Origin of the sequence: Actinacidiphila rubida (assembly GCF_900110255.1) — a bacterium.
GTDB classification, from domain to species: domain Bacteria; phylum Actinomycetota; class Actinomycetes; order Streptomycetales; family Streptomycetaceae; genus Actinacidiphila; species Actinacidiphila rubida.
The window spans coordinates 89,377-100,913 of record NZ_FODD01000033.1; the positions used below are offsets into that span (position 1 = coordinate 89,377).

Consider the following 11,537-nt stretch of genomic DNA (forward strand, 5'->3'; position numbering starts at 1 on the left):
ATGAGCGCGGACACCAACGTCGCCACCATCAAGTCGATCTACGGGGCGTTCGGACGCGGCGACGTGCAGAGCATTCTGAACGCGTTGAGCGACGACGTGGACTGGGCGGCGGAGGCGGCATCGACGGCCGCGCCGTGGTACGGCGTGCGCTCGGGCAAGTCCGAGGTGGGCCTCTTCTTCGAGCAGTTCGGCTCGGCCATGGAGGTCGAGGAGTTCACTCCGGTGGCGTTCGCAGCGAATGAGGCGGACGTCATGGCCGTGGTGCGGCTGAAGGCTCACCACCGAGCCAGCGGTCGGAGTGTGGCCATGGACCTGCACCATTGGTTCACCTTCCGGGACGGCCTGATCACCCACTACCGCGGGACCGAGGACACCGCCCAGGTCGAGCCGCTTTTCTGCGCCTGAGCCGGCGCAGACCGACAGGGCCATCGATGAAGGTCACCGAGCAGCTCGGCGACGAACGGGGACGACGCGGTGGCCGGCCTCCGGGCGCTCTGCGGCCCCGGGCAGAGGTGTGCGGGTCCAGGCCGGAGTGCTGAGGGCGTTGGCGCCTGACCGTTCGCGGGTCACGCCGGGCAGGGTGGCATAGCGGTGTGCTGTCAGCAGGCAGTTCGCGGGGAGGTTGCCGTGCTGCGGGCTTGGGCGGAGAGCACTCCTGCGTACACCGTGGGGGCGACCCCGGGCCGACGGGCTCCTGCGCGTCGCGATCCCACCGGTGGAGACCGTGTTACCTTCCATTACTCTCCGCTACGAACCAATGCGTAGTGTGACTATCGCCGGGAAGGTTTCCCTTGATGAACAGACGATGGCTTGCCTACTGGCTGGCGGCCCTGCTCGGCGGGGCAGGCCCAGTGCTGGGAGTCGCGCCTCCGGCCGCCGCCGCGACCGTCCTCAACGTCGCGGCCACCGGGAACGACACGCCGGGGTGCGGCTCGGCCGCCGTACCCTGTGCGTCTGTTCCGTTCGCCTACGACCAGGCGGCCCCCGGAGACACCATCAGGGTGCAGGCCGGTACCTACGTCATGACCTCTCCTCTGGTCATCCGGAAGGCCGACCTGCGTCTCGAGGGTGCCCAGGCCGGAGTGGACGCCCGCACCCGCACCTCTGGAGGCCCGGGTGAGACGGTCATCACGACCACGCTCAACACCCCGATCCAGCAGGACATGTGGATCGCACAGGCCAACGGCGTGTCCATCGACGGTTTCACCTTCACCGGGAACGCCGACGGCGCGGGGGTGACCACCAGCGAGAACTTCAGCGGCTACGAGGTCGAGAACGACATCTTCTCGAACAATCTCAAGGGATTCGCCCCGTCCTCCAACGGCGCGATCCCCTCGGTCTTCCAGCAGAACCTGTTCATCGGCAACAACAACGCCACCCGCCACCCCGGGGCGCAGGGCAACGGGGTCTTCACCTATCGACCACTGGCGAACGCGACGTTCGCGCACAGCACGTTCCACGACAACGGCAACGCACCGATCAACATCGCCGGCGGTGAAGTCCCGGGCGCAACACGGAACATCACCATCGCGGACAACGACATGGACGGCGAGTTCCCGATCACACTCGTCGTCGTCTCGGACGCCGTCGTCACCCGGAACAGCATGATCGGCGGCTGGAGCGGTGTCCAAGTGTCCGGCGCCTGCCACGACATCGACATCACGCACAACACGATCGCCGACAAGACCCGCGGCGGCGTTCTGCTGTTCACCGGCTTCGCCGCAGTGACGAACACCGGCATTACGATCGCGGACAACACCATCGAGCGGACCGGAACGTTCACCGACCGGTTCGGCGTCGAAATCTCCAACAGCAGCGGCGTCACCGTGCTGCGCAACCGCATCGTCGACTCCGGTCACGACGCCATCGGCTTCACCCCGCGCGGTCAGCAAACACCCAGCTCAGATACCACCATCACGCAGAACACCATCACCGGATCGGGCGGCTCCGGCATCTTCGTCGCACAGGGCGCCTACTCCGGGCCGATGACGGCCCGGTACAACCGGATCGTCGACAGCGGCTCCGGACAGGGTCTGGTCGACGACGACCGGGCCGCGGACGTTGATGCGCGGTTCAACTGGTGGGGCTGCAACGACATGCCGAACGGCGACGGCTGCGACCACGTGGCCGGGACCGCGGACGACCAGGTCGGGTTCCAGCCCTGGCTGGTCCTGACGATCCACTCCGAGCCCGCCGGGATCGCAGCCGGACAGCAGGCACAGATCACCGCCAGCCTGCAGAACGACTCCAGCGGGCACCCGCAGGCTGGGCCCTTCTTCCACCCGGTGCTGACCACGTTCACCGCCGATCCAGGCATCCTGACACCTGATCAGGTGACCACCGACGCATCGCTGCACGCCACCACCACCTGGCCCGCCGGCCAGCCCCGGCCCGAGTCGATCTGCGCCACGGTCGACCACGCGAGGGTCTGTCTGAACTTTGAGTCCACCGGCGGCTCGATCATCTCGAAGGTCATCGATAAGAAGACACGCAACCGCGTCGAGGGCACCGAGGTGAGGATCACCGACGCGGCCGGCGAGACCGCGGGCACCTGCACCACCGACGCCAACGGCACCTGCGACGTCGAGGACCTGCCCCCGGGCACGTACGACGTCTGCATCGTCGGCGTCCCCGAGGGCTACGCCCTCCCCAGGAAGCCCTGCATCGGCCCGGTGAACGTCGAGGAACACGTGGAGACCCAGGTCACCTTCGTTCTCCACAAGGAACAGGGCAAGGACCACGGCAATCGTCCCGGCAAGCGCCCGTGCAAAGACCACGGCAAGCGCCCAGGTGACAAGCCCAACCCCAAGGGACGTGCCTGGTAAGGGCATTCACGTGCCTGCTTCTGAACCCTGAATCACCAGGTCAAGAGCCGCCGATCTGGAACGGGAGCATCGCGCAAGCACTCGGGGAACGGCCACGGTGACCGTTCCCCGAACGGAACTCTCTGCGGCCGGTGTGGCCCGAGGGGTGGTCAGCGCCACCCAGAGCACCCCGAAGAGTCAAGGCAGCTTGATCACCTGGTGCTGACGGTCAGCAGGTCCACCCTCGGTCCACCTGCTATCAAGCTGCCGAACCCGGTCTTGCCGGGGGTCCAGAGACAGGCACTCAAGAGGTCGTGGTGCGTGCTCGTCACGCCCCCTGCCCTGCCCAGTGCATCCCCAGGCCGGTCAGCTTCTTGCGCCGCTCCGCGGTGAATTTGTCGGCTCGGCGGCGGGCGTTGTCGGTGAACTGGCCTAGTCGGTGCGGCCTCCGTCGACGTCCTCGATGTGCTTGCTGGGGACGTGGAGCGTCCTTCGCGGGCGTGGAACTGGCGGGCGGCCGGGGCCAGTTGGCGCCGCCCCTTGTCGGCCTGCGTACGGGTGCTGGAGGCCGCTTGTCAGGCTCCGCGGGGTGAGGTGGAGCGCCACGACGGGTCGATGGCCTCCGGCGCATCACGCCGCTCTTCGGTCAGTGCCCCAGCAGGAGAGCCGACCGGCAGACCGGCTTCGCGCCCCGCCTCGCGCTCCACGACGGCAGGACCGGAGGGGCGAGCACTCCTCTGCCTCTCTCACCCGGAGGGCGCAACGTGACGAGCGGATGGCAAGGGGGATGTGTAGCGTCTTCCGTGGCTGGCTGACCTGTGCACTGTGCAGGCGGCCACTCGCGCCAGTAGTGCAAGCAGCACGCCCGCCTTCCTGGCGGGAGGTCTTGGTTCGAGTCCGGGCTGGCGCTCCACCAGAAGGCCCCCACCGCACCGGTGGGGGCCGGCCCCCTTGTCGGCCTCGGCCTGTGTACGGGGCGCAGGCGGCCACTGGTCAGGCCCCGCTGGGCTGGATGTGGAGCATGTTCTCCAGCATCCGGGCGTGCGCAGGCAGCACCTCCTCTCGGCCGAGACGCCGCGCATGTATCCGTGCGCCTGTACCCGTGTGAGTGGGCGCGCTGGTGGGAGCGGCTGTCGGTCGTGATCGTGGGGGCGTGGCTGGGGTTGTACTCGCACGGGTCCGCCCAGGGCGCCACCCCGAAGCCGGCTCCGTCATCGTCGGCGGCTGCCGGCTGGTCGCGGCCTTCCGCGCGCCCCTGCGGGGGCACGTCCTGCCTCGAACTCGCCGTTCCCGGTGGGCGGTTCGCCGTGGTGATGCGGGGCCCGTCGTGTCCCGTCACCGGCGTTGCCGGCGTGCCCCGCCGGCGGGGCGGAGGTCAGCCGACGACGGCCCGCACTTGGAAGTGCCCGCTCGCGGCCGTGCAGCGCATCGCCTCGCCGCAGATCGTGCGGGTTGCCACGATGAGCGACGTGCCCGCCGCCGTCGCGGTGTAGTCCGCGGTGCGGTCACCGCAACCGCCCGATTCAGCCAGGGGCGCCGCGCAGCTCACGGAGGGCGACGGATTCGCCGAACCCGTCGCGTCCTGGTGGAGGACGGCCGGGGCGTCCGGGAGACGGAACGTCCAGTAGGACGTGGCCAGCGCGACGTGGACGTGCTGTCCGATCCTGAGGCGGACGGTCGTCCCGTTCGCCGCGAGGGTCAGCGAGACGGTGCCGGCACCGCCACCCGCCGGGCTTCTCGTGCCCGGCGCGGACGCGCTGCCCGTCGCGCTGACCGATGCCGTAGGAGAGGCCGCCCCCGACGGCGTCCCGCCTCCGTCCGAGCCACCGGACGACGTGCAGCCGGACAAAGCGAGCGCCACCGCGGCGACGCCGACTGCCCACGCACCCGGCAGGGACGAGCGGGATGTGGCCATCGGGATCTCCGTATCAGTCGGCGGCCCGGCAGGGGGAGGGTAGGTGCGCTGGTTGGACGGCCGGGTGCGCGAACAGGTTCCCCCAGGCAGGCAGGTTATGTCTGGTTCATGACAAAATTTTCACGTATTGACTCCTCCCCGCACATCCTCATCACCCCTAGCGTTGCGGCGCCCGGCTTCGCTCCGTCCGCGACCGCGTGCCGTCGGAGCCGGCGCAGGGAGGGGAAGAAGCACCATGAGCACACAACTGCTTTTAAGAGCACGGCTCTGCGCGGGGGTGGCCGCCACGGCCATGCTCGTCCTGGGCCTGCAGGGGACGGCCGCGGCCGTGACGGCGGCGCAACCGGACCACGCGCCGGCCGCCGCCGCGAAGGCCCCCGCCGCGAAGTCCGTGCAGCCGGCCAAGGCCACCGCACCGCACGTCTCCGTCCGGTCCACGTCCGCATCGGCATCCGCGGCCACGCCACCGGCCGCCCCCTCGGGCCCCGGCCCGAACGGCAAGTACGGCTTCGCCTGGGCGCGGCCCGCCTCGGCCGTCACGCCCAGCACCACCACGCCCACCGCGAAGCCCAGCGCCACCGGCAAAGCCGCCGGCCCGACCGTCGCGCCGTCCTACACGCACGAACCCGCGCCCGACCCGAGCTACGACCTGCCCCGCGGCACCGGCCCGGTCATGCACAGCATCACCATCTCGCTGGTGTTCTGGCTGCCGTCCGGCCGGCACTTCGAGGCCGATCCGAACGGTGACGCCGCCTTCGAGAACCTGCAGCAGCGGTGGGTGCAGGACACCGGCAACACGTCCTTCTACAACCTGCTGACGCAGTACTACGACGACAGCGGACACATCCCCAACACGGTGTCGTTCGGCGGCAGTTACCTCGACACCCGGGCGTACCCGCACGACGGCACCATGGCGGGGCCGCTGACGTCGGGCGACATCACCGACGAGGTCTCGCACGCGGTGGCGGCCAAGGGGTGGGCCGAGGACTCCACGCACCTCGTCGCAGTCTTCACCGGGCGCGACGTCCAGCAGTGCTCGGCCCCGGACGCCCCCAACGGCTGCACATTCGTCGACGGCGGCAAGCACACCGGTGCGTACTGCGCGTACCACGACCACTTCGACGACAACGGCAAGGACGCCATCTACGCCTTCATGGGCAACGACGACGGCGACCACGGCGGCCCGTCCTGCGACGTCGGCGGCAGCTCGCCGAACGGCGACATGGCCGCGGACTCCGAGATCAGCACCCTGTCGCACGAAGTGATCGAAGCCGTCACCGACCCCCATCCCAACCAGTCCTGGACGCAGAAGGGCGACCCCAGCGGCGGCGAGATCGGCGACAAGTGCGCGTACAAGTTCACCCCGCGCGACGACTCCGGTGCCGACGTGTACCTGCACGGCCACCCGTACATCGTGCAGGAGGAGTACAGCAACGCCGTCCACACCTGCGCGGCGGACATGTGCGTCATCGGCGGCAAGGACAACGTGTGCCCGCCGCAGGTGACGGCCGCGGAGACGGTGGACAACCCCAACCCGGTCATCGGATCGACCCTCACCTACACCGTCCGGCTGCAGAACTCCGACGACACCGGGGCAGCGGCCAACCTGACGGTCAACGGGCCCTTGCCGGACGGCTATACGGTCACCGGGCTGTCGGCGCCCGGGTCCACGTCCCAGACGTCCGACGCGAACTCCTTCACGGTCGGCTACGACACCCTCGCCGTGCACCAGAGCAGGACGATCACGGTGAAGGCGACGGTACCGGTGCAGGTCGGGACGCCCGCGTCGGCGTGCTCGACGATCGCGCTGCAGGACCTGCTGAGCGCGGCGCAGCCGTCGGTCAAGTCCAGCCCCTGCGGCTCGACGACACCCGGCAAGATCCCGACGTCGCTGACGTACACCGGCCCCACGTCGCAGGACTACCACGACGCGTTCACCGCGACCGCGCACCTGACCGGCGGGGGGTCGGCGCTGTCCGGCGGGCCGGTGGTGTTCACCCTCGGGGGCGCGCACTGCACCGCCACCACCGACGGCTCCGGCAACGCCGGGTGCAGCCTGACGCCCGTCGACGCGGCGGGCACCGTGACGCTGCACGCGGACTACGCCGGTGACGGCACGCACCTGGCGAGCTCGGACACCGCCGCGTTCACCATCAAGAAGGAGGAGACCACCCTCGCCTACACCGGGCCCAAGCACGTCGCCAACGGCGTGCCCGCCACCTTGTCCGGCGTCCTGAAGGAGGACGGCACCACCGGCATCGCGGGCCGCACCGTGAAGATCGCGCTCGGCGCCGGCACCTCGGAGCAGGACTGCACCGGCACCACCGGCAGCGACGGCACGGTGTCCTGCACGATCCAGCTCGTCGACCAGCCGCTGAACGACACGGCGACCGTGCCCGTCGCGGTGACCTTCGCGGGCGACGGCTACTACCTGCCGTCGAGCGCGTCGGCGACCGTACGGCTCGAGTACTACACCGGCCGCTCGTTCGGCCTGTCCGCGAACGTCAACCTGCTGCTGGCGCCCCTGACGATCCCGCCGCAGCCCGACACCGGCCCGATCCGCACCGCGCACGCGTCCAGCACCACCACGCCGTGCTCGGTGACCGTCAACGCCCTGCTGCTGTCCGCGAACGGGCTGTGCGCCAACGTGACCACCACGCTGGCACCCGGCACGTCCACGGCGACGGCCACGGTGCAGAACGCCACCATCGGCCTGCCGGGACTGCCGGTCATCGGCATCTCCGGGCTGACCGCCACCTCGGTCAGCAGCTGCACCACCACGCACGGCTCGGCCACGCTCACCCTGACGATCGCCGGCGTGCCGGTGACCGTCCCGACCGCGCCGAACAGCGTGATCGGCCTGCCGGGCGGTGCCCGGCTGGTGGTGAACGAGCAGACGCCCGTGCCGGGCGCGGACTTCGGGACCACGGTGAACGCCGTGCACCTCCTCGTCCCGTCCCTGCTGGGCGGCACGACGGCCGACGTGATCGTCGGGTCGGCCACCAGCGACGCCCACAACTGCAGTTGAGGCCCTGACCGCAAAGGGCACGCACGACCGCCGGCCCCGCCCCCGGGTTCATCCCGGGCGCGGGTCCGGCGCGCGCGGTGCGGGCTGCCGGGGGGCGCAGGGCAGGGAGGGGCGAGGCACGATGGAAGGCGTGGGTGAGGGCGGTGAAGCCATCACGGTGGAGCGGCTGAGCAAGACGTTCGGCACACTCACCGCGCTGGACGACGTGTCGTTCCGGGTGCCGCCGCAGACCGTGTTCGCCACCACCTCGGCCACGGGGGAGGGGAGCCCGTGGAGGAAATACGCAACGAGGTGCAGGAGCCCCTCAAGACCGCGGAGATGAACCGACACCTCAGATTCTGTCCGCTGGCGCCTCGCGGTTGCTGGTGGGCGTGGACCACCACGATGAACGGCACGCGGACTTGTGGCTCATCGCGAATCGCCTCGCGCTGGAGATCACGTACCAGTCCGTATACAGCAGCAAGGACTTCCGGACTTCTTACCGGCTCGACGCTGTCACCGCGCTCGGCAACCACCCGTTCAACCAGGCGTTCGTCCAGAACGGCAACCACCCGTGCGCACCGCTTCGCGCCGCCCGGCCCACAAAGAGCCCTATGCCGGGCTGACGTCAGCAGCCCGGCGAGCACCGGCTGAGCGATGCGGGCGCCGACCGCCAACGGGCAGCCCGCGCTCGCCGCCTACACGCCACGGTCCGGCGGTGGCCATCGTGTGCACACCCTGCAGGTCCTCAGCGTCAGTGCAGGGCGGGCCCACACGACTTCGTCTTCGCCGATCCGCGCATCTTCGACGTCTTCGAGCTGCCACGCGAGATTCCTCCCTGCGAATTCTGCCCGGAGCGATGAGTCCGGACGGTGCGGCCGGTACGCACGGGTGAGCACTGAAACGAGGGGAATCCCCGCGTGAGCGTCATCGTCGTCGAGTTGATCACCCTGGACGGGATCGTGTCCGACCCGGACGGATCGCAAAGCACGCCACTGGGCGGCTGGAGGTTCCAGTACGGCCGGAAGGAGGTCGGCACGGAGCACAGATTCCGCCTTGGCCCCGCGCTGGACGAGGGTGTGCCGCTGCTCGGGCGCGTCACCTGGCAGCTGCTCGCGCGGATATGGCCCGGCCGCCAGGACCCGTACGCCGCGCGGCTCCAAGAACTCGCTCCCTTCCGCACCATGATCTTCACCGTGGACGACATCGTGCTGTAGGCGATCCCGACAAGCGAACACATCGAACCGGCGAGGCCCGTGAGTCCAGCCGAATCTGGCTACCCACAATGAAGGCGCGCAAGGAGGACGACCCTGCCGTCAATCCTGCGGGGTCGATCTCCCCGGGAGCCTCGGACCACCTCAACTGGTTCAAACTGATGGAGTCCGCTGGCGCCGCCAACGCCCTGGACTACCAGATGAGCAGTTACCTCCTGATTCAGTGGCTCACAGGCAAAGGCAAGACCATCGGACTGAGTGACGACACGGGCCTCGCGCAGAATTACTGGATCTTCGGGCAGTCGTCGACCTTCACCGTCAACGCAGGACAGTAAGGCGCCCCATCTGAACTCCTAGCGTGAAGTCGTCCGCCCGCGCCACGTGTCTTGGCGCGGGCGGACGACTACGGTAGACCCTGCATACCTCACAGTAAGGAAATGGGTGTGGGTTGTTGTTCGCATGTCGACCTGGGTGGGTTTGTTGATGGTCAGTACTGTTAGGCGGCGCAACAAGACCATCATATCCCTTGTGCTGACGGCCGCCGCAGTGTACGGGGTTTTTCGATTCCAGGCGTCCGAGAACAAGGGATTCATTTCTATCCGTGACTACAACGCGGCAAAAATAGGTACCTCGGAAAAAGCACTCCGCTCGCACCTCGACCCGTCCCTGTCGTCGGACAATATTCCCAATTACCTCCCGGATCCGCCCGGTGACGAGTGCTTCTACTATGAAGATGATCAGACCTCAATCGACGGTACGACATTTCGTTTTTGTTTCAAGGCGGGTGTCCTCGACCTCAAGGACGGGTACGGTCCGGCCTTTGATTCTGGCCAAATCCAGGCGGCGCACTCGTGAGTTGTTTCATTTCGACTCCAGGCCTGCCTTGCAAATCGTTGTTGTCCGACCGTGATATCGAAGGTGATGTAAGACTCTGGATTCCCAAGGCTTACGTATGCCCTCTCGGAGCCGGCGGCTGACGAATACGTTCTACGGCCTGTCCGCCAAGTGACGGCGCCGGCATCGGTCGGTATCGCAAGGGCCAGGTGCCACCAGGCGACACCCAGCCCATCCAGGCCGCGTGCAAGGACGTCCGCGAGCCCTCAAGGAGCGCCGCACCGAACCGGAGGAGAAGACCGAGGACCTGCGCGAGGTGGGGAACGCGCGCCTGGACCGCCTGCTCTTCGTCGCCTACCGGCAGGCCGTCAGGGACGGCAACCTCGCCGCGATCGACCGTGCGCTGCGCATCATCGAGCGCCGCGCGCGCCTCCTCGGCTTGGACCGGCCGCAGCGCGCCGAGCTCACCGGCGTCGAGGGTGAAGCGATCGATGCCTGGCGCCTATCCTCCTACGGGACGGGCCTGATCGACCTTGAGCTCGACGGGGGCCGCTTCACACCCGTCCCCAAATACGCCCGGTCGATCTGGGAGCGATGGCTCGCTGGACCATCGGCCGCCGTGAACACCTGGGCCGGCCTCGACACCCGCCGCCGCGGGGCCTGGCATGACCTTGTACGCGAGCGGGCCTGCCGACGATCCCACCGTGACCGGCCAGCCGGTCACGCCTACGAACTCGACGGCCGGTACATCACCGACGAACCAGCCCTCTACCTGGCGCTCGGCGAGGCGGTCAACGGCCCCGGCGGCTACTCCGACGGATGCCTCGCCGCCCTCGACGACTGCCTGCGCGGCACCTTCGGCTACACCGCCCCCGCCACCTTGCTCTGGCGAGACGCCGCGACCACGCGCGAGCACCTGTCCCACGCCCTGACACCGGACGGCCCGCCCTACCCTCTCTGTCAAAGTAGCGGTCCGCCCTGCTGCCCGGTCTTCTTGCCGTCCGGACGGCCGCCGTTTTCGCCGGCATTCGCGCCCTCGCCTGCGCCGCCACCGATGCCGTGACCGCCGTCATCCGCTGAATCGCACGCGGCAGCAACGAACCGTGCCCGCGGCGGCAACCCCGGCCGACGAGCTGCGGATACCGACCCCCGATTGAAGGGTCTTCAGTACGCCGGGCGACAGGCCCGGCGGCGGCACGCCCGTATTGCCGACGTAGGCGATCAAGCTCGCACCGCGCTGTGGCTGTTGCCCGCCTCGCACACTGACATCAAGATGCGCCACGTCGCCGAACTCATCGTGGAATAGGTGCAGACGGGACACCTCGCGAGCGACACCTGCCACAAGCTGGGACGCAGCAAGGCGAAGGGCACGACCCCGCGCCCCGAACCCGGCTGACCGGTGCTCAGCCCCTCGCGCCGTCGTCAGGAGCGAGCGAGCCGGGCCGCGAGATAGGGCGCGGTGGAGCTCCGGCGAGCCCTGGCTATCTTGGCCGGCGGTCCTGCCGCGACCACCCGCCCCCCGCGTCACCGCCGCCCGGCCCGAGGTCGATGACCCAGTCTGCGGTGGCGATCGTGTCGAGGTCGTGCTCGACGAGGACGACCGTGTTGCCGGCGTCGACGAGCCGGTGCAGCTGCCGCAGCAGCGCGATGTCCGAGGGGTGCAGTCCCGCCGTCGGCTCGTCGAGCAGGTAGAGCGCGTGCCCGCGGCGGGCTCGCTGAAGTTCGGTGGCAAGTTTGATGCGTTGCGCCTCACCACCGCTGAG

Annotated in this window: 8 protein-coding genes, 1 tRNA gene and 2 pseudogenes; 9 read left to right on the forward strand and 2 right to left on the reverse strand. The window is 69.0% G+C overall.

The window, feature by feature from the left end; all coding sequences use genetic code 11:
- The 3 genes from BMW99_RS28660 to BMW99_RS28670 all read left to right on the forward strand — a co-directional run bounded on the left by BMW99_RS28660 (position 1) and on the right by BMW99_RS28670 (position 3,717).
- Positions 1-405, forward strand: coding sequence for a nuclear transport factor 2 family protein (locus BMW99_RS28660; protein ID WP_069463617.1), 405 nt, complete (start codon positions 1-3; stop codon positions 403-405).
- 389 nt (positions 406-794) lie between these two features.
- The gene (locus BMW99_RS28665) at positions 795-2,825 is read left to right on the forward strand and encodes a right-handed parallel beta-helix repeat-containing protein (RefSeq protein ID WP_069463618.1); all 2,031 of its coding nucleotides are present in this window, start codon (positions 795-797) and stop codon (positions 2,823-2,825) included.
- Between the two features lie 820 nt (positions 2,826-3,645).
- A tRNA-Gly gene (locus BMW99_RS28670) sits at positions 3,646-3,717 on the forward strand.
- A gap of 462 nt (positions 3,718-4,179) precedes the next feature.
- On the opposite strand, the gene BMW99_RS28675 is transcribed toward BMW99_RS28670, so the two are convergent.
- On the reverse strand, positions 4,180-4,719 hold the full coding sequence (locus BMW99_RS28675) for a hypothetical protein (RefSeq protein WP_069463619.1): 540 nt from the start codon (positions 4,717-4,719) through the stop codon (positions 4,180-4,182).
- Between the two features lie 235 nt (positions 4,720-4,954).
- Between BMW99_RS28675 and BMW99_RS28680 the strand changes: the two genes are divergently transcribed.
- The 6 genes and pseudogenes from BMW99_RS28680 to BMW99_RS28710 all read left to right on the forward strand — a co-directional run.
- Complete coding sequence (locus BMW99_RS28680; protein WP_141726137.1) at positions 4,955-7,747, forward strand: choice-of-anchor P family protein; 2,793 nt, start codon at positions 4,955-4,957, stop codon at positions 7,745-7,747.
- A 371-nt stretch (positions 7,748-8,118) separates the two neighbouring features.
- Positions 8,119-8,352 (forward strand): hypothetical protein, encoded by a 234-nt coding sequence (locus tag BMW99_RS28690; RefSeq protein ID WP_141726138.1) that lies wholly within the window; start codon positions 8,119-8,121, stop codon positions 8,350-8,352.
- Between the two features lie 294 nt (positions 8,353-8,646).
- Complete coding sequence (locus BMW99_RS28695) at positions 8,647-8,943, forward strand: hypothetical protein (protein WP_069463623.1); 297 nt, start codon at positions 8,647-8,649, stop codon at positions 8,941-8,943.
- Positions 8,944-9,011: 68 nt separating this feature from the next.
- Positions 9,012-9,275: a hypothetical protein gene (locus BMW99_RS28700; RefSeq protein WP_069463624.1), complete on the forward strand. Its 264-nt coding sequence runs from the start codon at positions 9,012-9,014 to the stop codon at positions 9,273-9,275.
- Positions 9,276-9,399: 124 nt separating this feature from the next.
- Positions 9,400-9,795: a hypothetical protein gene (locus tag BMW99_RS28705; RefSeq protein ID WP_069463625.1), complete on the forward strand. Its 396-nt coding sequence runs from the start codon at positions 9,400-9,402 to the stop codon at positions 9,793-9,795.
- A gap of 466 nt (positions 9,796-10,261) precedes the next feature.
- Positions 10,262-10,837: pseudogene (locus BMW99_RS28710) on the forward strand (barstar family protein); the annotation flags it as partial.
- 359 nt (positions 10,838-11,196) lie between these two features.
- Here BMW99_RS28710 and BMW99_RS28715 read toward each other — a convergent pair.
- Positions 11,197-11,537 (reverse strand): annotated as a pseudogene (locus BMW99_RS28715) (ABC transporter); the annotation flags it as partial.

Bases quoted from the DNA above. Each gene is read 5' to 3' on its own strand.
- BMW99_RS28675 (WP_069463619.1), bottom strand. From the start codon at position 4,719: ATGGCCACATCCCGCTCGTCCCTGCCGGGTGCGTGGGCAGTCGGCGTC.
- BMW99_RS28700 (WP_069463624.1), top strand. From the start codon at position 9,012: ATGAAGGCGCGCAAGGAGGACGACCCTGCCGTCAATCCTGCGGGGTCG.
- BMW99_RS28665 (WP_069463618.1), top strand. From the start codon at position 795: ATGAACAGACGATGGCTTGCCTACTGGCTGGCGGCCCTGCTCGGCGGG.
- BMW99_RS28680 (WP_141726137.1), top strand. From the start codon at position 4,955: ATGAGCACACAACTGCTTTTAAGAGCACGGCTCTGCGCGGGGGTGGCC.
- BMW99_RS28660 (WP_069463617.1), top strand. From the start codon at position 1: ATGAGCGCGGACACCAACGTCGCCACCATCAAGTCGATCTACGGGGCG.
- BMW99_RS28705 (WP_069463625.1), top strand. From the start codon at position 9,400: ATGTCGACCTGGGTGGGTTTGTTGATGGTCAGTACTGTTAGGCGGCGC.